The following is a 24,950-nucleotide window of genomic DNA, read 5'->3' on the forward strand; positions in this document are numbered from 1 at the left end:
TGTTTATGTGGTTAATAATCACTTTGACGCCTTCAAGGCAATTGATTGGTTACAAGCAATAGCTACCATCTTATATACATCATCTACCGAGCATCCGCGAGACAAGTCGTTAACCGGAGCAGCCATACCTTGCAAGATTGGGCCTACAGCTTCAGCACCACCCAAACGCTGTACTAACTTATAAGCAATATTTCCTACTTCCAAAGTCGGGAATACCAATACATTTGCTTTACCAGCGATCTCACTGCCCGGAGCTTTCTGAGCAGCTACCTTTTCAACCAAAGCAGCATCAGCCTGTAATTCTCCGTCAATCTTCAAATCAGGAGCCATTTCCTTAGCCAAACGAGTTGCTTCAACTACTTTATCAACCATTTCGTGAGATGCACTACCTTTTGTTGAGAAACTCAACATAGCTACACGAGGTTCGATATCGGCAATATGACGAGCTGTCTGAGCAGTAGCAACTGCGATACTTGCCAATTCCTGAGCATTCGGATTCGGCATAACAGCACAATCAGCAAATACAAACAAGCCGTCTTCTCCGTATTGAGGAGTCTTTGTAAACATCAAGAAAGCACCAGACACACAACTCATACCCGGAGCTGTCTTGATAATCTGCAATGCAGGGCGCAATACATTTCCAGTTGTATTCAATGCACCGGCAATTTCGCCATCAGCATCACCTGCCTTGATCATCAAACAAGCCAAGAACAAAGGATCTTCAACCAAGACTGCGGCTTTTTCCGGAGTCATTCCTTTTTTCTGGCGCAATTGGAACAATAAATCTGCATAAGCAGCCTTCTTTTCATGGTTCTTCGGATCTACGATCTTTGCCTCTTGAATATGAGTCAATCCGAATTCAGCAGCCAATTTATTAATTTCAGAAGGATCGCCAATCAAAATAATGTCAGCAACTTCGTCGGCCAATAAACGGTCGGCAGCCTTTAATGTTCTTTCTTCAGTTCCTTCAGGAAGAACGATGCGCTGCTTGTTTGCTTTAGCACGCGCAATAATTCCTTGCATTAAGTCCATCGTAGATGATTTTATAGTTATTTAATAATTGTCTTTCTCTCGATTCACAAAAGTAGGCAAAATGCCATATAGAGTTAGCAAAATCAACTAATATTTTTAAGATGGTCCGACCGCTTTCAAATCTTTTAACAGTAATTTGTCACTTGCCGCTCTCCACATAAGATTTGTTGCAATTCTTCACCTGAAATATTCACGCTTAGATTCCCGTTATGAGCCACGGAAATCTTTCCTCTTTCTTCTGATACGATAATTACCAAAGCATCTGTCTCAAACGACATACCCAAACCCGAACGATGCCGCAAACCCATTTCTTTAGGTAAATTAGCCGTTTGGGCTACCGGCAAAATACAACCTGCCGCACGGATACGATTCTTGGCGATGATCATGGCTCCATCGTGTAATGGACTATTCTTAAAGAAGATGTTTTCTATCAGGCGAGCATTAACATCGGCATTAAACATTTCTCCGGTATGTTCATAAACCGTCAAATCAACATCTTGCTCGATACAGATTAACGCACCTGTCTTTTTCTTGGCCATATTCATACAAGCTAATACAACCGGAGCCACAAAGCTGGGATCATTTTCTCCATTCTCCCGATGTTTACCAAAGAGTTTACTCAAGAATTTCCAGCCTTTATGTGAACCCAAAGCCAACAGGAAACGACGGATCTCATCTTGGAACAGGATAATCAAGACAATGACACCCACACTAATCACTTTATCCAAGATTGCTCCCAGTAAACGCATCTCTAAAATCTGAGATACCAGAATCCATACAATGACAAACGATACAACACCACTGAAGATAGCCAACGTGCCGGAACTCTTCATGATCTTATACGTCTGATACAAAAAGACGGCTACCAGCAAGACGTCAATCAGATCTTTTATACCAAAGTGCATCCACATATAAAACTTCCTTTTGTATTACCCTTTCAATTGTTGAACAATCCGAATTGCTTCTTTTGCAGCACGAACATCGTGTACTCGCAGAATATCTGCACCTTGTAATAGAGCATAGGTATGTAAAACCGTAGTTCCATTTAAGCTTTCTTCAGGTGTCGTTTCCAGTAATTTATAGATCATACTCTTTCTGGAAACACCTACCAATAATGGCAGACCAAATATCCGGAAATCACCTAAATGCCGCATCAGTTCATAATTCTGAGTCAACGTCTTACTAAAACCAAATCCTGGATCCAGAATAACATCGTTCACTCCTAAACGGAACAAACGCTCCAGCTTATGGGAAAAGTATTTAAGTAAGTCAGCTGTCACATCTTCATAATCGGTTTGTTGCTGCATGGTTTGCGGAGTACCTCGCATATGCATCATAATATAAGGTACGCGTAACTGAGCAACAGTATCAAACATCCGTTCATCCAATTCGCCTCCCGAAATATCATTGATCATGGCCACACCATACTTTTCCACACACTGCCTGGCAACAGACGAGCGAAAAGTATCTACCGAAACAACAACATCCGGATAATGTTGCAGAAGTGGCTGCAAAGCCATTTCCAGTCGCTGCATTTCTTCTGTTTCCGATACTTCTGCCGCATCGGGACGAGAAGAATAACCACCGACATCAATTATTGAAGCACCTTCTCGCAATATCGTTTCGATCCGATCAATAATAGCCGCTTCCGTTTGTTTCCGACTTCCGGCGTAAAAAGAATCGGGTGTAACATTCAAAATGCCCATCACCTGTGGTTCATCTAACGAAAGAAGCTGTCCTTTGATGTTTATTGTTTTGCTATTCATCATCTTTCTATTTTATGATGGCAAAGATACAATATTATTCTTCTTTTATTCTTACTTTTGCCCCAACTTTAAATGAGGTTATTCTATGAATACAACGGAGCTATACGAACTATTCGTACATCATCGTAAAATATCCACGGACAGCCGAAATTGTCCGTTCGGTTCTTTATTTTTCGCATTGAAAGGAGAAAATTTCGATGGCAATCAATTTGCCGCTAAAGCATTGGATGCCGGTGCTGCATATGCAATCATTGATAACCCGGAATACCAAATAAACGAACGAACCATTCTTGTGGACAATGTATTAAAGACATTGCAACAACTGGCTCATCGCCATCGTAAAATGTTAGGTATTCCCATTATCGGTATTACCGGAACAAATGGAAAGACAACAACCAAAGAGTTGATAGCAGCTGTGCTCTCAACCAAATATAACACTTTATATACGGAAGGAAACCTGAATAATCAAATCGGTGTTCCACTTACATTGCTTCGGTTGGACAATGATCACGAAATGGCTGTCATCGAAATGGGAGCCAATCATCCTGGGGATATTAAAGAATTGGTTGAAATTGTAGCACCCAACTATGGAATCATAACCAATATTGGTTGTGCACATCTGGAAGGATTTGGTTCTTTGGAAGGTGTCATCCAAACCAAGGGTGAATTATATGACTATTTACGACATACTAAAGGCAAAATATTCATCCAACATGAGAATAAGATACTACAGCAGATAGCCAAAGGATTGGAACAAATTTCATACGGACAAGAAGAAGGAGACTTTACAGTGGGACATGTAGTCAGTTGTAATCCGTTCCTGACTTTCGACTGGAAACAACAGGGGAAAGTTCATGTTGTCGATACGCATCTTATCGGAGCTTACAACCTGGACAATATCTTGGCAGCTATCGCAGTGGGACGATATTTCAAGATTCCTGCCGAACGTATCAGTCGGGCCATCGCTACCTACGAACCAACCAACAACCGTTCGCAGTGGAAAGAGACGGAAAAGAATCACCTCATCATAGATGCCTATAATGCCAATCCGAGCAGTATGAAACTGGCTCTGGAGAATTTTGCCCAAATGGATGTAACACCCAAAGCCGTTATACTCGGCGATATGCGCGAACTCGGACCAACAAGTGATGCATTACATCAGGAAGTAGTTCATCAGCTCCAAGGAAGCGGATTTGATCAGGTTATTTTATGTGGTGAACATTTCAGCCGTACAGGAGATGGTTTCCAGACTTTCCCAACAACAGCAGCTTTGAAAGATTACCTACAAGCGCATCCACTCAGCGGTTTTCATATTTTGTTGAAGGGATCGCACAGCATGGCTTTGGAAACACTCATAGATCTTTTATAATAAGAAGCTACTTTCTCGGAAAGTAGAACATAAACTTTATATTACAACACTATTATTAATACGAATGGCACTCATCTGTTTAGCTGACTCTTGTCAGGCTTATGAGAGCGTGAACTTAACTACGAGGCAGCCTCAAATCCAAAGGCTGCCTCTTCTTTTTGTTGTCACACTCCGATTCTGTCTTCTTGCATAAAGGCATCTCGATAAAGATTTCCCGGAAGAAACAGAAATTATTACCGGATAAAGCACGGAACTCTTTCAGACAATCGCTGCATATTGTATCTTTGCAGACCAAATGATTATTGATAAAACAATGAAGAACGAATTTCTCCAGACTGAAGAAGCGATTGTTGCTATGTTGAAGACCGTATACGATCCGGAAATCCCGGTAAATGTATATGATCTGGGACTTATCTATAAAGTGGAAGTGGACGAGCAAAAGAATGTACGCATTGATATGACACTGACGGCACCTAATTGCCCGGCAGCTGATTTTCTTATTGAAGATATCCGTATGAAAGTAGCTTCGATTGACGATGTCAAAAATGTAGATGTCAATCTGGTATTCGAACCGGAATGGGATAAAGACATGATGTCTGAAGAAGCAAAACTTGAATTGGGCTTCTTGTAATGGAAACATCCCGTACCAAAATATACTTTGCTTCCGACGCTCATTTAGGAGCTCGTTTTCATGCTGATCCAAGAGCCGTCGAGAAGAAGCTGGTCCGCTGGCTTGACAGTATCAAGGCAGATGCACAGGCTGTTTGGTTTTTAGGCGACATGTTTGACTATTGGTATGAATACAAATATGTTGTTCCTAAAGGTTTTACCCGATTCCTGGGGAAACTGGCAGAATTGTCTGACAGCGGAGTTGAAATTCATATTTTTATCGGGAACCACGATATATGGATGTTCGACTATCTGCCGCAAGAGATTGGAGCTATTATTCATCGGGAACCACTTACCGTTGACTTGCTGGGCAAACGCTTTTTCCTGGCCCACGGTGATGAAGTCGATTATCGCAGTCGTGCGTTCCGTGTAATCCGTCAAATCTTCCGAAATCGTTTCTGTCAAATTCTATACAGTGCCATCCATCCGCGCTGGACATTCGGTTTCGCTTTGGGATGGTCGCTTAGCAGTCGTAAAAAAGGGTTGAAGAAAGAAGAGGAAGTAACCTATCAAGGAGAGAGTTCGGAGTATCTGGTATTATTTGCCAAACAATATTTACAGTCACATCCTGACATCAATTTCTTTATTTTCGGACATCGCCACATCATGTTGGATCTGATGTTATCACGTACCAGCCGCCTGTTGATAGCCGGTGACTGGATGCAACATTTTTCTTATATCGTCTGGGACGGAGAAAGCCTCTTTTTGGACCAGTTCGAAGCTGAATAATATTTCATTAATTTCCTATAAGTATGAACGTAAAAGCGAAAGGTTATATCTTAGGAGCCATAGCTGCAGCTTCTTATGGCATGAATCCACTATTTGCATTGCCGCTTTATAAAGAAGGAATGGACCCGGATTCTGTTCTTTTCTTCCGTTATTTATTTGCTATTCCCATCATGGCACTGATGATTAAGTCCAGAAGAAGAAGTTTCCGCTTGCAGCGAAAAGAAATTCTTCCGTTGATTATCATGGGAATCATGGTTGCTCTTTCTTCCCTGACTTTATTCCTCAGCTATAATTACATGGAAGCCGGCATCGCCTCAACCCTACTCTTCGTTTACCCGATCATGGTTGCCCTGATCATGAGCTGTGTATTCAAAGAAGAGATCAAGCCGCTCACTATCTTTTGCATCTTTATGGCTTTATCGGGTATCGGTCTTTTATACCAAGGAGACAACGGGCAACCTATTGGTCTGCAAGGCGTCTTACTGGTAATGGCTTCTGCCCTTTCGTATGCCATTTATATTGTTGGTGTCAACCGTTCTACACTCAAAGAAATACCGACGGTAAAACTTACATTCTACGTTTTACTTTTCGGAGTTTCCTTATTTATTTATCGCGTTGGTTTTGGGCAATCGCTCATCGTTCCGGATAAATGGTATTTATGGGGCAATCTGATTGCACTGGCCGCTTTGCCCACTGCCCTTTCCTTCGTCTGTACGACACAGGCTATCCAATACATCGGTTCTACACCGACAGCAATCTTAGGAGCATTAGAACCATTAACAGCATTGTTTTTCGGAGTTTTGCTCTTCGGGGAAACATTAACCGTTCAATTGAGTTGTGGTATTATATTGATCCTGGTAGCTGTCACATTAATTATCGCCGGGAATAACATTTCACCCCATTTGATCCGTTTCCGAAAGTTATTCCCCAAACTGCCTCTGCGGAAGAACAAAACGTCTATTCAGTGAAGTCGCCCTTCATCAGCATAACTATAATATCGGTTTTCGGCAAGGATAAGATGATCAACCACTTGTATATCCAGCAACTTTGCTGCTTGCTGGATTCGACGAGTGAGCTGATCGTCGGCCGAACTGGGACGTAATGTTCCGGAAGGATGATTATGGCAAAGTACCATACCGGAAGCTAACAGATTCAAAGCGCCTTTCAATAGAATCTTTATATCGGCAACTGTCTCCGAAACGCCACCCTGACTTAACTTCACCTTGTCTATAACACGATTGGAACGGTTTAAATAAGCAACCCAAAACTCTTCATGGGGTAAATCGGCCAGCAAAGGAAAGAATAAATCATAAACATCCCGACTACAAGTAATCTGTAAACGAACAGCAGGTTCGGCTTCCCGACGTCGGCGTCCTAATTCCAGAGCCGCAAGAATGGTCACACCTTTGGCTACACCAATCCCCTTAAATCCTGTAGTCTGATCGCTTAACGACAATTTGCCCAAAGCATATAAATTATTATTTACCGTATTCAAGATACGTTGGGAAAGCTGGATTGCCGATTCGTCGTTGTTTCCAGAACCAATCAGGATGGCTAATAATTCGGCATTGCTTAAAGAGGTAATTCCCCGGAGAAGGACTTTTTCACGCGGACGATCATCTTCCGCCCAATCTTTGATAGTTAACTTTTTCATAGCTAAAAGGTTTGAACTTTCTGATAAAAAAGAAACGTCACAACCGGGTTGTATCCTAGCGGTTTGTGACGTTCCCTGGCTTTTTATGAATTAACGAACACGACCTACGTATGAACCGTCTTGCGTATTCACTTCAATTACTTCACCTTCATTGATAAACAACGGAACACGTACTTCAGCACCTGTTTCAACAGTAGCCGGTTTCAATGTGTTTGTTGCAGTATCACCTTTAACACCCGGTTCAGTATAAGTAACTGTCAACTGAACTTTAACAGGCATATCAGCATACAATACTGTTTCTGTAGAAGCATCTGATACAACATCTACAATTTCTCCTTCTTTCATGAAGTCAACACCATTGATCAGTTCCTTGTCGATGATGACATCTTCGAAAGTTTCCTGATTCATGAAATGATAATGTTCACCTTCACGATAAGTATATTGATAAGGACGACGTTCTACACGTACATCTTCCAGTTTTTCACCGATGTTAAAGCGACGTTCGATAACATAACCTTTTACTACATCTTTCAATGTGGTACGCATGATTGTATTACCTTTTCCCGGCTTTACATGCAAGAAATCTATACAGAAATAAAGTTTACCGTCAAGGCGGATACAAGTACCTTTCTTAATGTCTTGTGAGTTAATCATATTTGTTTTCTTTATGTTATAATTATTTGCTACATGAATAGATGCTGCAAAATTACGACTTTCCGCTAAATCTGCAAAAATCCGAATTGCTTTCTCTCTTATTTTTCATAACTTTCGGGCGCAAATAGCATATTTTCACTCCAAAAAGAATCGTTTATGGCAACAATTGATCTATTCGACACCGGTTATTTCTATGCCGACGGCGGTGCCATGTTCGGAGCTATTCCCAAAACGGCCTGGTTTCGGAAATATCCTTCAGACGAAAGCAACGCATGCATCCTGGCGATGCGCAGCCTGCTGATTACAACCGAAGACCATCGGCATATCCTGATTGATACCGGAGCTGGTTTTAAGCATCTTCAGCGACTAAGTTATTACCGTTTCTTCGGATTGCATAACCTAACAGATGAACTTTCTGTCCGGAACTTACAACCGGAAGACATTACCGATGTTGTTTTAACGCACTTACATTTCGATCATTGCGGCTTTTGTACCCAAGAAGAAGGCGGAAAGATGAAAATGACTTTCCCGAATGCCAGATATTGGGTCAGCGAACGCCAATGGCATAATCTGCAGCATCCCAATGCGCTGGAAAAAGAATCTTATTTCAAAGAAGACATGCAGGCCGTTGAAGAAGCTGGGAAATTACAGTTGCTTTTTGAAGATCTGGTACTTACGCCGGATGTGACTTTGCGGCTCTTCGACGGACATACAGCAGGACAAATAGTGCCTTATATCCGAACAGCCAACGAAACAGTCGTTTTTGCCGGAGATGTCATCCCGCTTTTTGCCAGCATCTCGCCGGAATGGATTTCAGCCTACGATATCGCTCCATTGACTTCATACGAAGAAAAATGCAGATTGCTGGAACAAGCTGTTCAAGAACAACAACGGATCGTTTTCTGCCACGACGCCTATACGCAGGCCGCCTGTATCAAAAAGACAGAAAGCGGACTGTATCTGCCAATCCGGGAAAGCATACAAAAAGCCGTTATCCAAGTCTAGAAAGACTGACATTTTGACAAAAATTTCTTCTTCCGGACGAGAAAAAAAGAGGGATTCCGTCCTTTTTTCGCCTCATTTTGGTTTATTTTTAGAAAATTCAGACCAGAATAAGGCAAAAAAGCCTTGATTCTACCCATTTTTATGCTTGGATTTGAAGCAAAATCCTACGACTTTTCATCAAAAACCTAGTAGGAAACGAACGAAAAGCCGGCGTGTTTCACAAAAAACACGCCGGGAAATTCCCCAAAGGCTCTATTTTTGCAGAAAATGAGCTTAAAAGAACTATTTTCTCTTCATTTTTTGATCCAAAGAAGCTCCTTTTTTGAGCTGTCTTTTTGCTATATAATTTCACCAGCGACTAACAGCCCTCAACCTTTCCTGCCTACCTTGTTTTGTTCCCTCAAACAAATGATTCCATTTCAGCCATTTCTACTATCAAACTGAAAAACCTCAACTCGCCATACAGGCGATAAAAGTCAACACTCCCGAACCACGGTCCGAATACGCCAAAAATAAAGGGGATTCAATACGACAGATTGGCAGAGATATCTCCTCTATCTACTTTTCTTACAGATAATTTATTTTTAGTTTAAATATTTGTTGGTTATAAAATTATTACCTACATTTAAAGCGAAATATCAAAAGACAATCCAATGCCTACTATTTTTATTCTTTTTGGTTTTCGGTTTATGTTTTATGCCAATGATCATGAGCCGCTTCATGTACACGTTGTAAAAGGAGATATCAGTGCAAAGTTTTCACTATTCCCGGTTAATCTGGTAAAGAACAAAGGCTTGAAACCATCAGAAATAAAACTTGTAGAGTCAATCATCGAAGAAAATCAGGAAATCATTGCCGAGCATTGGAATAAGTTCTTCAACAAAGAAAAGTAACAGAACATGGATACAATCTTCATCGATAAGGTATGGTTAACAGAAACAGCTGTATGGATTCGTACAGTTGACGGAAAAGAAGCCTGTGAAAACTTTAACGAATACCCACGATTAAAATACGCAACTCCCGAACAAAGATCACATTACACATTAAGTGCAGAGGGAATACATTGGGAAGAGTTAGATGAAGATTTATGTTTCGACGGATTCTTTCATGAGAAAAAACAGAATCCGTTATACCAATTATTCATAACACATCCAGAATTGAATGCATCCGCAATAGCCCGTCGCTTAGGTCTATCACAAAGTTTGTTTGCTCAATATATCAGTGGTAGCAAGAAGCCTTCAAAAGAACGGTTAGAAGAAATCCTGGAAACAATTCGTTCTATCGGCCGTGATCTAGCAAATATCCACGTAGCATAAACCCTGCGGTTTACTTACTAGACATCTCATTCATTCCTTTTCCGATTACGGGGATGATGTTCTAAAATCTCTTTCCGCAGCGACTCCCGGTCGATGTGCGTATAAATCTCGGTTGTGGTTATACTTTCATGCCCCAACATTTCTTGGATAGCACGTAGATTAGCGCCACCTTCCAAGAGATGGGTAGCAAAAGAATGGCGGAAAGTATGCGGACTAACCGTCTTATGTATTCCGGCCAGTTCTGCATGCTGCTTGATAATATAGAAAACCATCACGCGGGTCAACGGCGCGCCCCGACGGTTTAGGAACAGAATATCTTCTGCCCCCTTTTTAACCACCATCATACCGCGATAATACAAATAATTCTTGATTTCCCGTAAAGCCGTTTGCGAGATCGGTACCAGACGTTGTTTGGATCCCTTTCCTTCTACCCGAATGAAACCTTCTTCCGGATATACGTCCGAGATACGTAACCCTACCAATTCAGAAACACGCAGTCCGCAACTGTAAAGCACTTCCAGCATAGCCCGGTTCCGTTGACCTTCAGGCGTAGAAAGGTCAATAGAATCCAGCATCCGGTCGATTTCCTGTACCGAAAGAACTTCCGGTAATTTCATCCCAATCTTAGGAAGCTCCAGCAATTCCGTCGGATCCGATTCGATATAGCCATCCAACAACAAATACTTATAAAACGACTTGATTCCCGAAATAATACGAGCCTGCGAACGCGCATGAATACCCACATCGTGTAATTGAGCCACAAACTGCTGCAAATCATCATAAGTAATTTTCCGGATATCCTTTCCTTCCGACTCCACAAAACGGACTAACTTATCTAAATCTGCCAGATAAGCCTCTATTGTATTTGCAGAAAGCGCCTTTTCCAAGCGCAAATAGGTTTTATATCGCTGATATATGTTTTCTTTTCCATCCATTCTTCCTCATCCTCCCAACAGGAATCATGAAACAAAAATACGGAAAAGCCACCATCTATAATGACAAACAAATGTAATAAAATAGCAATAATGTTTTAATCCGGTTAACCGTCCTTTGCAACGTCAAACAAAAAGATTTTTAAACTAAATTTTCAAAAATGGATCTTTCAAGTAAAATGGTTCGATTAACCGGACTACTTTGTGTTGCAAGTACTCTACAAGGCATTCCGTCCTTGTATGCTTCTGTTCCCAACATGATCCCAAGTATCACTCAGCAAAGTGACACTTACATGCTAACAGGTACAGTAATTGATGAAGCAGGTATTCCTGTCATTGGTGCCAACATCGTTGAAAAAGGAACAACAAATGGAACTGTTACAGACCTCGATGGTAACTTCTCTATCCAAATCCGTAAAAATTCTACACTCACCGTCTCTTATATCGGGTACTCCGATCAAGAAATAGCAGTCAATGCTGCCCAAACATTACATATTGTACTAAAAGAAGACTCCCAGGCATTAGACGAGTTGGTTGTCGTAGGTTATGGTACACAGAAGAAAGTCAATTTAACTGGTGCAGTAGAACAAGTTACAAGTGAAGTATTCGATAATCGCTCTGTACCCAACGTTACCCAAGCTTTACAAGGTTCTATTCCTAACTTAAACATACAAATTACTGATGGTAAACCGACACGTACTGCTAGTTATAACGTACGTGGAACTACTTCTATCGGACAAGGAGGAGATGCCTTGGTTTTAATTGACGGAGTTGAAGGCGATCCCTCAACACTAAACCCCAATGATATTGCCAGTGTTTCAGTACTGAAAGATGCGGCTTCTGCAGCTATTTATGGTGCACGTGGTACATTTGGTGTAGTATTAATTACCACAAAAGAACCGAACAAAGATAAAACATCCATCACCTATTCAGGCAACTTCTCTTTACAACAGCCTACAACAGTTCCGGATTTCGTAACAGATGGTTATGAATACGCCAGTCATTTCTACGAGGCCTATCATGCATGGAACAATTATTCAGCAGATCCCAAAAACATCAATAAGACACAGGAATTCTCATTGTCCTGGCTTGAGAATTTCCGTCAACGAAAAGAACAAGGTATTACCCAAGAATGGGAAATTGACTCGAACGGTAAATATGTTTATTATGGTAATGAAGATTACTATGACGCTTTATACAAGAAAAACACATTTGCCCAAGATCATAATCTGTCAGTCAGTGGAAACAATGGGAAATTGAATTACTATGTTTCAGGCCGTTTTTACGGATACGATGGTTTGTTCAAGTACAACACCGATGAATATAAAACAATGAACCTGCGTGCAAAAGGTTCTGTTCAAGTATTCGACTGGTTAAAGATCGAAAATAATATGGAATTCTCTAATATGGATTACCATAACCCCATTAATGTAGGTGAAGGAGGTTCTATTTGGCGTAATATAGCAGATGAAGGACATCCCAGTTCTCCAATCTTTAATCCAGACGGTTCATTAACATTCTCAGCCGCCTATACTATTGGAGACTTTATCTACGGCAAGAATGGATTAGATACAAATAATCGTGTTCTGAGAAATACAACAGGCTTTACAGCCTCTTTCCTGGAAAATAAATTACATGTCCGTGGAGACTTCACCTTCCGTAATACAGATTACGGACAAACACAGCGTCGTGTACCAGTTCCCTATAGCACATACGAAGGTGAAACCCGCGAATTAAGTACGCAATATAATGATATACAAGAATACAAGACACGTACCAATTATATTGCAACTAACATCTATGCCGATTATGAAAATACATTCAACGAAGCTCATTACTTCAAAGGCATGGTTGGTTATAATTATGAACAGTCAACATACGATGGACTGAAAGTTCTGAGAAACGGCTTATTGCTAGAAGACTCTGAAAATATAAACATGGCATTAGGTGATGCTATTACCACATCGGGTGAATATAACAGATGGCGTATTGCCGGTGGTTTCTTCCGTTTAAACTATGCATTCAAAGATCGTTATCTGGTTGAAGTTAACGGCCGTTATGATGGTTCTTCCAAATTTCCGACAGATCAACAATGGGCATTCTTCCCATCTATTTCAGGAGGCTGGCGTATATCAGAAGAAGAATTTTGGAATGTCAAGCCAGAGGTTCTTTCTGATGTCAAGATCCGTGCTTCCTATGGTTCTTTAGGAAATGGTAATGTTGATCCGTATAGCTACCTTGAATTACTCAGTATCAACACCTCTGGACGTGTATTAAATGGATTAAAGAACAAATATACCAGTGCTCCTGGAGTTATGCCAGATGGATTGACTTGGGAAACAGCAACAACAACCGACATCGGAGCCGATTTCGGTTCTCTGAACGGAAGACTTCGCTTTTCAGGAGACTATTACATCCGTAAGACAACCGATATGTACACTGTAGGAGAGACCCTGCCAGATGTATTCGGAGCTAGTTCTCCTAAAGGAAACTACGCAGATATGACAACACGAGGCTGGGAAATCACATTAACTTGGAGAGATCAATTCCAGTTAGCCAGCAAACCATTCAATTATGAAATTCGAGGGACCTTATCCGATTATATCTCTACCATTGACCGTTATAATAATAAAGACGGAAAACTCTCCGACTATTATGCAGGGCAGCGAGTAGGTGAAATCTGGGGATACGTAACCGAAGGCTTGTTCCAAAGCCAAGAAGAAATTGACAATCATGCTGACCAAACCTTGATCCAATCATCTTCTCAACACGTTACTTATCCAGGAGATGTTAAGATCAAGGACTTAAATGGAGATGGAGTCATTGATTATGGAAATAATACCTTAAGCGATCATGGCGACAAAACCGTTATAGGTAACAGTTTACCTCGTTTTTCTTACAGTTTGAATTTAAGTGGTGACTGGAATAACTTCTTCGTTTCTGCCTTCTTCCAAGGTGTAGGAAAACAAGATTGGTATCCAAGTAGTGAATGTATTTTCTGGGGACAATACAACCGTCCATACAACAATTTACCAGAATGGCATTTAGGTAACTATTGGACGGAGGATAATACCGACGCTTATTTACCTCGTTATGCAGGTTATAATTCCTCTTTAAAATCAACAACACAGACTCGTTATTTACAAAATGTTGCTTATATCCGACTCAAGAATTTACAGTTTGGTTACACGTTACCTCAAGAGATCGTTTCTAAAGCTAAAATGCAGAATGCACGTATTTACATTTCTGCTGAAAATCTATGGTGCTGGTCTCCTCTATATAAACATACACGAGATTTAGACGTAACCAACATTTACGGTTCTGACCCGGATTTGACAGATGGAGGAAGTGGTGATGGACAAAGTTATCCACAAATGAAAAGTATTAGTTTAGGTGTTTCTGTAACTTTTTAATTGAATAGACAAAGATGAAAAATATTATAGTTCCTTTTGTTTCCGCCTGTTTATTTCTTTCTGCTTGTTCCATGGACGAAATACCACAGGCATCTGTCGATAAAGAAACGGTATTCAGCAATGAGAAAGGTCTCGAGACCTATTCCTATTCTTTCTATAATATGTTACCTTCTGTAACTGACGGATATAGCCAAGATGCCATGTGTGATTACGGTGCCGTAACTAATTATGATGACTTTATCCGTGCCGGAGCTTATTCACCTGAAGTTAGTTCGGGTTGGAGTTGGACAGATCTTCGTAATATCAATTATTTTATTGAGAACTGTACTAATGATGCGGTAGATGAATCCATTCGGAACAATTACATAGGTTTAGCCCGTTTCTTCCGAGCCTATTTTTATTACGAAAAAGTCGTTCGTTTCGGAGATGTTCCATGGATTGACCGTACATTAACGGTTGATGACGAATTACTTTACGCACCTCGTGATTCACGTACTGTTGTCATGGATCATGTTTTAGAAGACTTGAACTTTGCTTGTGAACATATTACCCGAACCAGTGATGAAACCGGTTCGCTTGTAACAAAATGGGTTGCCTACGCTCTCAAATCCCGTATTTGCCTATTTGAAGGAACGTTCCGTAAATATCATACAGAATTAGGATTAACTGATACGGCTGATAAATGGTTACAAGAAGCAGCCAATGCCTCTGAAACTGTAATGCAGGAAAGTGGACTCTCCATTTATACTGGAGCAGGAGAAGATGCTTCTTTCCGTTCTTTATTCATAAGTAATTCACCTATCACTTCTGAAGTGATGTTGGCAAGCGTCGCTGATGAAGGTTTAGGAGTCTTAGGTTCTGCAAACTGGTGGTGGACATCCGGAACATACGGACCTCGTTTCAGCATGATCCGTTCATTTATCAATTTGTTCTTAATGACTGATGGAACTCCGTTCACGGACAAACCAAACCATGAAAAAATCGAGTTCTATGATGAATGCCAGAACCGAGATAAACGTTTGGCCCAAACAATCCGTACGCCGGGTTATATGCGAGATGGCAAACCTGCGGCTCCCAATTTCAATGGATATTCCTATACCGGCTATCAACCAATCAAGTATACGCTAGATGATTCATACTATGATGCAGGAGCATTGAATACCAATGCGATCCCTCTATTCCGTTATGCAGAAGTATTACTGAATTATGCTGAGGCCAAAGCTGAAATGGGGACATTGACCGATGCGGACTGGGCTAATACAATTGGTGTATTACGTTCTCGTGCAGGAATTACAGGCGGATTAACAGTAAAACCAACAAAAGTAGATAAATACATTCAAGAGACCTATTTCCCCAGTATATCAGATCCAACCATTTTGGAAGTACGTCGTGAACGTTCCATTGAGCTGGCATTAGAAGGTTTCCGCTTTACCGATTTATTACGCTGGAAACGTGGAGATTTAATGACAATGAGATGGACCGGAATCTATGTTCCCAAATTGAATGAACAAATAGACTTGGATCATGATGGAACAACAGATGTTATTTTCTATAAAGGAGACACGCCAACTGGATTACCAGCTTCTTGTACTCCTATTGCTGTGGATGGAGGCGACGTTACCCGTCAAAGTCTGACAGGGAATAATTCTGGTAATTTGACTTGGTATGACAATGATCCTTCCCGAGTATGGTATGAAGACGGACGTCAGTATTATTATCCAATACCCAAATCAGCAATCAACTTAAATGAAAATCTGAAACAAAATCCCGGTTGGGAATAAATCAAATAAACAAGTATGAAAAGAATCGTTCTATATTTATGCACTGCGCTGGTATGGTTTGCAACCTTGCCAGCCGTAGTGGCCCAACAAGCAAAAAAATCATCCTGCACAGTAAATGTTGCAACCTTCAACTTACGAATGGATACACCTAAAGATGGAGTTAATGCCTGGCCTAATCGTAAAGAAATGGTTAAAGGATTAATCCGCTTCCATGATTTCGATATTTTCGGCACACAAGAAGGTTTCAAACATCAGTTAGATAACATTTTGGAATTAGGGAATTACGCTTACATAGGAGTTGGGCGCGATGACGGAAAAGAAGCAGGAGAACACTCTGCCATCTTTTACAAAACAGACCGCTTTGAAGTATTGGATAAAGGAAACTTCTGGTTCTCTGAAACGCCAGATATTCCAGGAAAAGGCTGGGATGCTATTTGCTGTAACCGTATCTGTTCTTGGGGAAAATTCAGAGATAAGGTAAGTGGAAAAATCTTTTTCTTCTTTAATTCACATTATGATCATCAAGGGAAAGTAGCACGTCGGGAATCTTCTCATTTGTTATTAAAAAAGATCCGTGAAATTACTGGAGAAGAATCAATTATTTTCGCTACAGGAGATTTTAATGCAGTACCAACAGATGAGCCCATCACAACTTTAGCAGCCGATGGATTATTACTTGATTCATATACACGAACAGAAACACCTAGATATGGAACAGATGGAACTTTCAGTAGTTTCCAATTAGATGCTCCAATGAAAAACCGAATCGATTATATTTGGGTTACGCAACCAATAACTGTAACGAAATATGCTGTACTGAACGATATGCAATATGGTCGTTTCCCTTCTGATCATTTCCCTGTAATGATCCAAGCTGTATTTTAAACGAGTGACAAACAAAATATCAAGTTTAGATAGAGTCTTTCATGGATGGATATTATTTCCATTTCCATGAAAGACTTCTTTGCACTTAGCTCATTCCTTAACTGTTTCGCCAAAACCTAACAACAAATCCAAGAAAAATGCGTATCTTTGTACCGTAATATTTCCTTATACCAACTATTACAGCAATAACATCAATGCGTATGAAGAAGATCTTAATTATCAATGGCCCGAATTTAAATTTGCTGGGGAAAAGAGAACCTACCGTATATGGCAATGATTCATTCGAAGATTATCTGAAGCAGTTACGTGAGAAATATCCACAATGCGAAATAGCCTATTACCAAAGCAATGTAGAAGGGGAATTGATCAATAAGATTCATGAAGTTGGCTTCAGCTACGATGGCATTATCTTAAATGCAGGAGCTTATACGCATACATCTATTGCCCTACACGACGCTATCAAGGCAGTTACAACTCCGGTTATAGAGGTTCACATTTCCAATGTTCACGCCCGTGAATCTTTTCGTCATGTATCCATGATTTCTGCTGCTTGCAAAGGTATCGTCATAGGATTTGGATTAGAATCTTACCGGTTGGCATTAGAGTCGTTTATCGGGAAATAACAAGAAGTAAATTATTCAAACTCATTAATTATATGTTAAAGCATACAAAGATTGTTGCTACTGTATCAGACCAGCGTTGTGATGTCGAGTTTATCGACGCTTTGTATAAGGCAGGCATGAATGTTGTTCGCCTGAATACAGCACACATGGATGCAGAAGGTTTATCACGTGTTGTTAATAATGTCCGTGCCGTTTCCAATCGAATTGGTATTTTGATGGATACCAAAGGCCCGGAAGTCAGAACAACCCTTACTGAAAATAAAGAACCTATTTCATTCCAGTCAGGTGATTTGGTAAAGATCTCCGGTAATCCGAATGAAATTACTACCCGTGATCATATCTATGTTTCTTATCCTCGGTTCGTACATGACTTATCCGTTGGAAGCACCATCCTGATTGACGACGGAGATTTGGAGCTTAAGGTTCTTGAAAAACAAGAAGACTATTTGCTTTGTGAAGTGCAGAATGAAGCAACCATGGGATGCCGGAAGAGCGTCAATGTACCGGGTGTCCGTATCAATCTGCCTTCTTTAACAGAAAAAGACCGGAAGAATATTTTATGGGCTATTCAAAACGACTTGGACTTTATTGCCCACTCTTTTGTCCGCAGCAAGCAGGATGTATTAGACATCCAGCATATCTTGGACGAATATAATAGCCCGATCAAGATCATCGCTAAAATAGAAAACCAGGAAGGTGTAGATAACATCGATGAGATTCTGGAAGCAGCTTATGGTATTATGATTGCTCGCGGAGACTTAGGTATCGAAGTAGCGGCTGAGAAAATTCCTGGAATCCAACGTGTCCTTATCCGCAAATGTGTGGAAGTCAAGAAGCCGGTGATCGTAGCTACTCAGATGTTGCATTCAATGATCAACAATCCGCGTCCTACAAGAGCAGAAGTAACGGATATCGCCAATGCCATTTATTATCGCACAGATGCTTTGATGCTAAGTGGTGAGACTGCATATGGAAAATATCCGGTAGAGGCTGTTCAGACCATGACCAAAGTAGCCCGTGAAGCAGAGAAAACAAAGTTGGCGGCTAATGACATTCGTGTTCCTATTGAAGGAAACGACTTGGATGTAACTTCTTTCCTGGCTAAACAAGCTGTAAAATCGTCATCCAAACTAAATGTCAAGGCCATCATCACCGATAGTCATACCGGACGTACAGCCCGTTATCTGGCAGCATTCCGTGGAACATCTACAGTATTTGCTATCTGTTATCGCGAACGTGTCATGCGTATGTTGTCTCTTTCATACGGAGTATGGGCCGTTCACCAGCCTTGGAACGACAGTCGCCGCGGTTATTTCTATGACGCTTTGAACCAATTGATCAAGAGTGGACGTATTACTCGCGACAATATGGTTGCCTACTTAAGTGGTAGCTTTGGAGAAGGAGGCGGAACAACATTCCTTGAAATCAACAATGTAGGAAAAGTATTAGATGCAAACAGCAACTATACATTACCTACCTTCCAGGAATAAGAAGAAAGTAAAGACATGGAAAAGATCGATATCAACGATTATATCCTGTCGCACTCAGATGACGAAGGAGCTTTACTGGCAGCCCTCAACCGGGATGCAAACGTAAACCTCCTTCGTCCTCGTATGCTGTCAGGTCATCTACAAGGTAGAATCCTAAAGATGTTCTGCCGGATGTTACGCCCCAAACGGGCCCTTGAAATAGGGACTTACACAGCATACGCCACTTTGTGTATGGCAGAAGGCATGGAAGAAGGTTCGCTCATCCATACCATCGAGATCAATGATGAGATGGAAGACTTCATCCAAAAATATGTATCTCAGTCACCGCATAAAGACAAGATAAAGGTTCACTACGGAGATGCGATGGACATTATCCCTCAATTAAACGAGACCTTCGACTTGGTCTTTATCGATGCCAACAAGCGTTTGTACTCCGAATACTATGATTTGGTCTTCCCTATGGTACGTCCAGGAGGATTAATCTTGGCAGACAACACGCTTTGGGACGGAAAAGTAACAGATGAATATGTACCGGCTGCCGACAAACAAACACACGGTATCTTAGATTTCAACGACAAGATAAAGGCCGACGAACGGGTAGAGAAAGTCATTCTTCCTTTACGGGATGGATTAACCATGATCTGGAAGAAATAATCCACTTCTGAAGCATCAACATTCTCAGGAATTGACTATCTTTCTCCTGTCAAATTAAATTCAGATAAATACAGACAATATGGAAAGTACAAGAATCAGTAAAATAGAAAGACTGCTACAAAAAGAATTGGGAGATATCTTCCTTAAGCAGGCTAAAGGCATGCCAGGCGTACTGATCTCAGTAAGCGCCGTTCGGATCAGTCCGGATTTAAGTGTAGCAAAAGCGTACCTCAGCATCTTCCCGTCTGAAAAAGGAAAAGAACTGATGGAGGCTATACGTGCCAATACCAAAGCAATCCGTTATGATCTGGGACAACGGGTTCGTATGCAACTACGTATCATTCCTGAACTGACGTTCTTTATCGACGACTCATTGGATTATATCGAACATATCGACGAACTGTTGAAGAAATAAAATAAGGCATTGAATTTTCCTTTTTACATAGCTCGCCGATATCTTTTCTCCAAGAAATCACATAACGCGATCAATGTTATTTCATTGATTTCGGTATGTGGTGTCGTGATTGCTACCATCGCACTCGTCTGTGCTCTATCGGTTTATAATGGGTTTAACGACTTGGTTTCTTCGTTGTTCAGTCATTTTGATCCTGAACTGAAGATTACTGCCCGCTATGGAAAAGTATTCAATCCGGATAATGATACCATCCGGCAGATCCGTAACATGCCGGAAGTAGCCATTGCCAGTGAAGTTCTACAAGACAATGCACTTATCAAATACAAAGAACGGCAGGAAGTTGGTGTCATCAAAGGAGTTGACAACCGTTTTTCCCAATTAGTCAACATTGATTCCGTCTTGATAGACGGAGAATTCAAACTATCTGATGAAGTTGCCAATTATGCTATTTTAGGAATCGGACTGGCATCTCATTTGGGTATTAATGCAGGTTTTATCTCGCCCCTTGAGATTTATGTACCCAAACGAGACCAAAAGGTTAATATGGCCAATCCGGCTACTTCATTCAACATCGGCTATTCGTTTATCTCGGCTGTATTCCGGATAAACCAGCAGCAATACGACGATTATTATATGCTGATACCGCTTGAGCAGGCCCGGTCGCTATTGCATTATGAGAATGAAATATCAGCTTTGGAACTCAAAATCAAAGAAGGAGTTTCAATAGAGTCCGTAGAAAAACAGATAAAAGCCTGTGTGGGCGACCGATATATTGTCCAAAACAGATTTGAACAACAAGAAGCATCCTTCAAGATGATGCAAGTAGAGAAATGGATTACCTTTCTGATTTTATGCTTCATCCTGGCAATTGCTCTTTTCAACATAGTAGGTTCTTTATCCATGCTGATGATTGAAAAGAAAGAAGATGTACAAACACTTCGCAATATGGGAGCCAACGAATCACAAATCCAGCAGATTTTCTTATTCGAAGGTTGGATGATTTCTGGTTTTGGTGCCATCTTTGGCATATTGGTTGGCTTAATTCTTTGCCTCATACAACAAGAATACGGACTAATTCAACTGGGAGATACAGCAGGAGCCTTCATCATTGATGCTTATCCGGTACATGTCTTGCCGGGTGATATCTGCATGATCTTCATTACTGTATTAGTTATCGGATTCCTGGCAGCCTGGTATCCCGTACGATACCTTGGAAGAAAGTGGATTCGGAAATAGAAGGATCAGCACAGACTTGCTTCACCATTAAGTTTACCAGTCTGTGCTATTCCAGTACTATTCTGTTCATTTCTCAATCAACAAATGCTCAACCTCCTTACCAGAAAGGTCATAAATGCGAATATCCATCTTCTTATTATCCACATCAGCCTTCAACAATGAATTGTTTGAATTAACGAGGATCGGAAAACGTACACCATCTTCCCCAGCATTCTTTTGGATTGTCCGATGTAAATGTGCACACAAATAGACATCCGGATTTGCCTCATTCAACAAAGGAATAAACTTCTCCGCGATATCCAGCTCACCATGCCAGCCACCAAAAGGAGGCATATGGCAAACGATAACTTTAAATGGAGCCTGCTTATACAAATCTGAATGTAATACCGTTTTCAACCATTCGGCCTGCTTTGTTCTATATTCATCATAAGCTGTTATTCCATAATATTCAACATCCGTATCAGGTTTGTCTTCACCACAATCCAGAACAACAAAGCAAACAGGTCCCTGACGGAACATATAAAAGAGTTCTTCTTCTTTCGGATTAAAGTATTGCTGAAACTCAGGAGCCATAGGTCCTCTCGTTTCATGATTACCCCGACAATAATACATCGGAACCGAACCGGCAAACAATTCCACTGATTTATCCATAAATCCACCAAACAGCTGCTCCTGGTCTTCTGCTATCGATACCATATCTCCATTAAACAGAAACAAATCCGTTTTCTTCAGGTCACACTGTTTAATCATTTGTTCCAACGCATCATTCCTTCCATGAATATCATTGACCATAGCAAACGAGACTTGCGGCTTACTTATATCATTCGTAATAAATGATAATGGTTCTTTCCCATATACATCCGTCGAGACCATACATCCATAAATAACCTTATGTCCATCATGTTCTAATACTTCTTGTACACAAACACGATAACGATACCGCGTACCCGGTTGCAAACCCGTTACTTTCACAGCATGAATCGTTGACGTTACTTTGATTCCTATTCTAGTATCAAAGATCTTCTTCCGTTCTTTCGCATAAAAATGACTAGCATCATCAGGAGCCATCTCCAACCACCCCACCGATGGTTTATCCGATATCCAAACAATTGTAGCTTCCTGTTCTCCTAAGTTCTGCAAATAAGGTCCATGTAAAATCTTTATATCACACCAAGCCGGCAAAGCTACCAGCAACATCAATATACTTAACCAATAAAATCTTGTTTTCATAATGATTCTTCATTTAATTCTTTATAAGAAAAGAATCCTATTCCTTGTCTGAAACCATACAAGAAATAGGATTCCATTATATATAAAGTATGTACCGAAAGTCGTTAATTTCAAGAAGGATTCTCGTGAGTTTCAATTTTAATTCCCGTTAGTTTCATTTGAGAAACCTTCTTACTTCGCTCTCTCTCTATTTTTCAACTGAACTCTTTTCCATGTAGCATTTGGGCATCTGCCATAAACTCTTTGATACGATGTTCGTCTTCACGTTTACAAATCAGCAGAACATTTCCCGACTCGGCAATGATATAATCATTCAAACCTTGAATAACGGCCATTCGTTCCGGATCGGCCAAAGCAATCACATTACCACTACTTTCATACAACAATGTCTGAGCTTTTAATGGAGCGTTATTATTTTTGTCTTTTGGAGCAATATCATACAATGATCCCCATGTACCTAAATCGGCCCAACCAAAATCAACACAAAGCATATATACATTTTCAGCTTTTTCCATAACGGCATAATCAATAGAGATATTCGGGCAGTATGGAAAATTCTGCGTAATAAATGTACATTCTTCTGCCGTATTGAATTCAGGCAAACCTAAATCAAAGCGAGCCGTAACATCAGGCAAATATTTATGAAGTGCATTAATAATGGCATTTACATTCCACAAGAAAATACCCGAATTCCAGAAAAATTCTCCGCTTTCATAAAAGACCTTGGCCAAATCCAAATTCGGTTTTTCTGTAAAGGTCTTTACTTTAGAAAATCGATTCTCTGCTTCGTCACAACTTTGAATATAACCATAACCTGTTTCCGGACGACTCGGACGAATCCCCATAGTTAACAATATATCCTGACCATCAACAAAATCCAATCCTTTCCGTACATCATCCAAAAACTCTTCTTCTTTTAAGATCAGATGATCACACGGAGCTACAACCATATTGGCATTTGGATTCAAAGCCCGTATATGATAAGCCGCATAAGCAATACACGGAGCCGTATTACGACGAGCTGGTTCTAGCAAGATCTGACGAGCATCCAGTTCAGGCAATTGCTGCTTGATCAGGTCTGCATACAATTCATTTGTTACGATATATATATTTTCCGCCGGAATAATCTTCGCGAAACGGTCATACGTCATTTGCAGCAAAGTACGGCCAGTTCCAAAAAAATCAAGGAACTGTTTTGGATAAGCTTCCCGACTAAACGGCCAGAAACGACTTCCAATACCACCGCCCATAATAACACAATAATTGTTGGTCATAGTTTAATAGACTTAGAAAGTTATACACACTACAAATCTAACGAAATAATCTTTGATTTAGCCTGCCAGAAAAAAAAAGTTGAAAAAAAGCGGAGAAATATTTGCAGGTTCAAAAAAAAGCCTTACCTTTGCATCGCAATTGAGAAACAAAGCTACTCAATTAAAGTAAAAGTTGATCAAATGCCCAGATGGCGGAATTGGTAGACGCGCTGGTCTCAAACACCAGTGGATTCACTTCCATGCCGGTTCGATCCCGGCTCTGGGTACAAGGAAAAAAGAGTCAAGTAACTGAACATTCAGCACTTAACTCTTTTTTATTTTTAGGATTGTTTCCAATTATCCAGTGGAAAAGAATCTTGATTTATAAGATTCTATGAAAAATATATCTTATTATCATTAGTGTTCCGTTAAAATAAGATACCAATGATCCCATATGAGACTTTATTATACAGCAGAATCTATGTATATCTTGAAATACATGAAAAACATCGTAACTTTGCTTCTACATATAGCAGATCTGATTTATGGGGTATAACGGTGGCATAAATAAGCGAGGATATTATCGCAGATATCACGGAATGTATAGAAAGTCATCATATCGTTCTGGTGAAAAGATCCTTTCTAGTTTAATTATTGGTGGCTTGGAGCTAATTTCGGATCAACGTAAAAATATGAGGGATTAGAAATTTAAGCATAAATATTGCAAAGTCTAAAGAGAAAGAAAGCTTTGTCTTTCACCCCTCTGAACTGAGAACGAAAGTTCTTTATTTTAGCATTGAAGGACTCAGAAGCAGCATTAGTAGACCGCTTGTCGAAGAAGTTT

General features: G+C 40.4%; 24 protein-coding genes and 1 tRNA gene. 16 read left to right on the forward strand and 9 right to left on the reverse strand.

What is annotated here, in order from left to right; genetic code table 11:
• Positions 1–18 precede the first annotated feature (18 nt).
• The 3 genes from pta to folP all read right to left on the reverse strand — a co-directional run bounded on the left by pta (position 19) and on the right by folP (position 2,798).
• Positions 19–1,032: a phosphate acetyltransferase gene (pta, locus tag MUN53_RS05645; protein WP_022456156.1), complete on the reverse strand. Its 1,014-nt coding sequence runs from the start codon at positions 1,030–1,032 to the stop codon at positions 19–21.
• A gap of 125 nt (positions 1,033–1,157) precedes the next feature.
• Positions 1,158–1,943: a diadenylate cyclase CdaA gene (gene cdaA / locus MUN53_RS05650; RefSeq protein ID WP_022456157.1), complete on the reverse strand. Its 786-nt coding sequence runs from the start codon at positions 1,941–1,943 to the stop codon at positions 1,158–1,160.
• Positions 1,944–1,961: 18 nt separating this feature from the next.
• Positions 1,962–2,798, reverse strand: coding sequence for a dihydropteroate synthase (gene folP / locus MUN53_RS05655; protein WP_243323845.1), 837 nt, complete (start codon positions 2,796–2,798; stop codon positions 1,962–1,964).
• Between the two features lie 85 nt (positions 2,799–2,883).
• Here folP and MUN53_RS05660 point away from each other — a divergent pair, with 85 nt between their 5' ends.
• From MUN53_RS05660 to MUN53_RS05675, 4 genes are all read left to right on the forward strand, one after another.
• Positions 2,884–4,167 carry a UDP-N-acetylmuramoyl-tripeptide--D-alanyl-D-alanine ligase gene (locus tag MUN53_RS05660; RefSeq protein WP_243323808.1) on the forward strand — a complete coding sequence of 428 codons (1,284 nt, stop codon included), beginning with the start codon at positions 2,884–2,886 and terminating at the stop codon, positions 4,165–4,167.
• Between the two features lie 313 nt (positions 4,168–4,480).
• On the forward strand, positions 4,481–4,798 hold the full coding sequence (locus MUN53_RS05665) for a metal-sulfur cluster assembly factor (protein ID WP_022456160.1): 318 nt from the start codon (positions 4,481–4,483) through the stop codon (positions 4,796–4,798).
• Positions 4,798–5,565: a UDP-2,3-diacylglucosamine diphosphatase gene (locus MUN53_RS05670; protein WP_243323810.1), complete on the forward strand. Its 768-nt coding sequence runs from the start codon at positions 4,798–4,800 to the stop codon at positions 5,563–5,565. The genes MUN53_RS05665 and MUN53_RS05670 overlap by 1 nt, the downstream gene beginning before the upstream one ends.
• Positions 5,566–5,588: 23 nt before the next feature.
• Positions 5,589–6,533, forward strand: coding sequence for an EamA family transporter (locus MUN53_RS05675; RefSeq protein ID WP_243323812.1), 945 nt, complete (start codon positions 5,589–5,591; stop codon positions 6,531–6,533).
• Here the strand turns inward: MUN53_RS05675 and radC are convergent.
• Positions 6,527–7,219, reverse strand: a complete 693-nt coding sequence (gene radC, locus MUN53_RS05680) for a RadC family protein (RefSeq protein ID WP_243323814.1) — start codon at positions 7,217–7,219, stop codon at positions 6,527–6,529. The genes MUN53_RS05675 and radC overlap by 7 nt on opposite strands.
• 90 nt (positions 7,220–7,309) lie before the next feature.
• Positions 7,310–7,873, reverse strand: a complete 564-nt coding sequence (gene efp / locus MUN53_RS05685) for an elongation factor P (RefSeq protein WP_243323816.1) — start codon at positions 7,871–7,873, stop codon at positions 7,310–7,312.
• Between the two features lie 156 nt (positions 7,874–8,029).
• Here efp and MUN53_RS05690 point away from each other — a divergent pair, with 156 nt between their 5' ends.
• From MUN53_RS05690 to MUN53_RS05700, 3 genes are all read left to right on the forward strand, one after another.
• Positions 8,030–8,878 (forward strand): MBL fold metallo-hydrolase, encoded by an 849-nt coding sequence (locus MUN53_RS05690; protein ID WP_243323818.1) that lies wholly within the window; start codon positions 8,030–8,032, stop codon positions 8,876–8,878.
• 653 nt (positions 8,879–9,531) lie between these two features.
• On the forward strand, positions 9,532–9,771 hold the full coding sequence (locus tag MUN53_RS05695) for a DUF4160 domain-containing protein (protein WP_243323819.1): 240 nt from the start codon (positions 9,532–9,534) through the stop codon (positions 9,769–9,771).
• Between the two features lie 6 nt (positions 9,772–9,777).
• Entirely contained in the window at positions 9,778–10,194 is a 417-nt protein-coding gene (locus tag MUN53_RS05700; protein ID WP_243323820.1) for a DUF2442 domain-containing protein, read from the forward strand.
• Positions 10,195–10,220: 26 nt separating this feature from the next.
• Here the strand turns inward: MUN53_RS05700 and xerD are convergent, their stop codons facing one another.
• Positions 10,221–11,129, reverse strand: coding sequence for a site-specific tyrosine recombinase XerD (gene xerD, locus MUN53_RS05705; protein WP_243323821.1), 909 nt, complete (start codon positions 11,127–11,129; stop codon positions 10,221–10,223).
• A gap of 158 nt (positions 11,130–11,287) precedes the next feature.
• Between xerD and MUN53_RS05710 the strand changes: the two genes are divergently transcribed.
• The 8 genes from MUN53_RS05710 (at position 11,288) to MUN53_RS05745 (ending at position 21,623) form a co-directional block, all read left to right on the forward strand.
• Positions 11,288–14,539 (forward strand): SusC/RagA family TonB-linked outer membrane protein, encoded by a 3,252-nt coding sequence (locus MUN53_RS05710; protein ID WP_243323822.1) that lies wholly within the window; start codon positions 11,288–11,290, stop codon positions 14,537–14,539.
• A gap of 14 nt (positions 14,540–14,553) precedes the next feature.
• Positions 14,554–16,320, forward strand: a complete 1,767-nt coding sequence (locus MUN53_RS05715; RefSeq protein WP_243323824.1) for a RagB/SusD family nutrient uptake outer membrane protein — start codon at positions 14,554–14,556, stop codon at positions 16,318–16,320.
• Positions 16,321–16,335: 15 nt separating this feature from the next.
• Positions 16,336–17,205, forward strand: a complete 870-nt coding sequence (locus MUN53_RS05720) for an endonuclease/exonuclease/phosphatase family protein (RefSeq protein ID WP_243323825.1) — start codon at positions 16,336–16,338, stop codon at positions 17,203–17,205.
• Positions 17,206–17,405: 200 nt separating this feature from the next.
• Complete coding sequence (gene aroQ / locus MUN53_RS05725; RefSeq protein ID WP_243323826.1) at positions 17,406–17,828, forward strand: type II 3-dehydroquinate dehydratase; 423 nt, start codon at positions 17,406–17,408, stop codon at positions 17,826–17,828.
• Between the two features lie 32 nt (positions 17,829–17,860).
• The gene (pyk, locus tag MUN53_RS05730; protein ID WP_022456172.1) at positions 17,861–19,318 is read left to right on the forward strand and encodes a pyruvate kinase; all 1,458 of its coding nucleotides are present in this window, start codon (positions 17,861–17,863) and stop codon (positions 19,316–19,318) included.
• A gap of 15 nt (positions 19,319–19,333) precedes the next feature.
• On the forward strand, positions 19,334–19,972 hold the full coding sequence (locus MUN53_RS05735) for an O-methyltransferase (RefSeq protein WP_243323827.1): 639 nt from the start codon (positions 19,334–19,336) through the stop codon (positions 19,970–19,972).
• A gap of 79 nt (positions 19,973–20,051) precedes the next feature.
• Entirely contained in the window at positions 20,052–20,387 is a 336-nt protein-coding gene (rbfA, locus tag MUN53_RS05740; protein ID WP_022456174.1) for a 30S ribosome-binding factor RbfA, read from the forward strand.
• A gap of 9 nt (positions 20,388–20,396) precedes the next feature.
• On the forward strand, positions 20,397–21,623 hold the full coding sequence (locus tag MUN53_RS05745) for an FtsX-like permease family protein (protein WP_243323828.1): 1,227 nt from the start codon (positions 20,397–20,399) through the stop codon (positions 21,621–21,623).
• Between the two features lie 66 nt (positions 21,624–21,689).
• Here the strand turns inward: MUN53_RS05745 and MUN53_RS05750 are convergent, their stop codons facing one another.
• Together MUN53_RS05750 and MUN53_RS05755 are read right to left on the reverse strand one after the other, a co-directional pair.
• Positions 21,690–22,853, reverse strand: a complete 1,164-nt coding sequence (locus MUN53_RS05750) for an FN3 domain-containing metallophosphoesterase family protein (protein WP_243323829.1) — start codon at positions 22,851–22,853, stop codon at positions 21,690–21,692.
• A 194-nt stretch (positions 22,854–23,047) separates the two neighbouring features.
• Positions 23,048–24,127: a mannose-1-phosphate guanylyltransferase gene (locus tag MUN53_RS05755; protein WP_243323832.1), complete on the reverse strand. Its 1,080-nt coding sequence runs from the start codon at positions 24,125–24,127 to the stop codon at positions 23,048–23,050.
• Between the two features lie 182 nt (positions 24,128–24,309).
• Here MUN53_RS05755 and MUN53_RS05760 point away from each other — a divergent pair.
• Positions 24,310–24,393, forward strand: a tRNA-Leu gene (locus tag MUN53_RS05760).
• A 421-nt stretch (positions 24,394–24,814) separates the two neighbouring features.
• Here MUN53_RS05760 and MUN53_RS18275 read toward each other — a convergent pair.
• On the reverse strand, positions 24,815–24,950 hold a 136-nt coding region (locus tag MUN53_RS18275), incomplete at its 5' end, for a transposase (protein ID WP_245406149.1).

Origin of the sequence: Parabacteroides faecalis, assembly GCF_022809355.1 — a bacterium.
Lineage (GTDB): Bacteria > Bacteroidota > Bacteroidia > Bacteroidales > Tannerellaceae > Parabacteroides > Parabacteroides faecalis.

Coding starts and splice junctions, on each gene's coding strand:
- rbfA (WP_022456174.1), top strand. CDS start 20,052: ATGGAAAGTACAAGAATCAGTAAAATAGAAAGACTGCTACAAAAAGAA.
- aroQ (WP_243323826.1), top strand. CDS start 17,406: ATGAAGAAGATCTTAATTATCAATGGCCCGAATTTAAATTTGCTGGGG.
- folP (WP_243323845.1), bottom strand. CDS start 2,798: ATGAATAGCAAAACAATAAACATCAAAGGACAGCTTCTTTCGTTAGAT.
- MUN53_RS05735 (WP_243323827.1), top strand. CDS start 19,334: ATGGAAAAGATCGATATCAACGATTATATCCTGTCGCACTCAGATGAC.
- MUN53_RS05695 (WP_243323819.1), top strand. CDS start 9,532: ATGCCTACTATTTTTATTCTTTTTGGTTTTCGGTTTATGTTTTATGCC.
- MUN53_RS05755 (WP_243323832.1), bottom strand. CDS start 24,127: ATGACCAACAATTATTGTGTTATTATGGGCGGTGGTATTGGAAGTCGT.
- MUN53_RS05750 (WP_243323829.1), bottom strand. CDS start 22,853: ATGAAAACAAGATTTTATTGGTTAAGTATATTGATGTTGCTGGTAGCT.
- xerD (WP_243323821.1), bottom strand. CDS start 11,129: ATGGATGGAAAAGAAAACATATATCAGCGATATAAAACCTATTTGCGC.
- MUN53_RS05700 (WP_243323820.1), top strand. CDS start 9,778: ATGGATACAATCTTCATCGATAAGGTATGGTTAACAGAAACAGCTGTA.
- MUN53_RS05665 (WP_022456160.1), top strand. CDS start 4,481: ATGAAGAACGAATTTCTCCAGACTGAAGAAGCGATTGTTGCTATGTTG.
- MUN53_RS05670 (WP_243323810.1), top strand. CDS start 4,798: ATGGAAACATCCCGTACCAAAATATACTTTGCTTCCGACGCTCATTTA.
- MUN53_RS05715 (WP_243323824.1), top strand. CDS start 14,554: ATGAAAAATATTATAGTTCCTTTTGTTTCCGCCTGTTTATTTCTTTCT.
- MUN53_RS05690 (WP_243323818.1), top strand. CDS start 8,030: ATGGCAACAATTGATCTATTCGACACCGGTTATTTCTATGCCGACGGC.
- pyk (WP_022456172.1), top strand. CDS start 17,861: ATGTTAAAGCATACAAAGATTGTTGCTACTGTATCAGACCAGCGTTGT.
- pta (WP_022456156.1), bottom strand. CDS start 1,032: ATGGACTTAATGCAAGGAATTATTGCGCGTGCTAAAGCAAACAAGCAG.
- MUN53_RS05720 (WP_243323825.1), top strand. CDS start 16,336: ATGAAAAGAATCGTTCTATATTTATGCACTGCGCTGGTATGGTTTGCA.
- MUN53_RS05710 (WP_243323822.1), top strand. CDS start 11,288: ATGGATCTTTCAAGTAAAATGGTTCGATTAACCGGACTACTTTGTGTT.
- radC (WP_243323814.1), bottom strand. CDS start 7,219: ATGAAAAAGTTAACTATCAAAGATTGGGCGGAAGATGATCGTCCGCGT.
- efp (WP_243323816.1), bottom strand. CDS start 7,873: ATGATTAACTCACAAGACATTAAGAAAGGTACTTGTATCCGCCTTGAC.
- MUN53_RS05660 (WP_243323808.1), top strand. CDS start 2,884: ATGAATACAACGGAGCTATACGAACTATTCGTACATCATCGTAAAATA.
- cdaA (WP_022456157.1), bottom strand. CDS start 1,943: ATGTGGATGCACTTTGGTATAAAAGATCTGATTGACGTCTTGCTGGTA.
- MUN53_RS05675 (WP_243323812.1), top strand. CDS start 5,589: ATGAACGTAAAAGCGAAAGGTTATATCTTAGGAGCCATAGCTGCAGCT.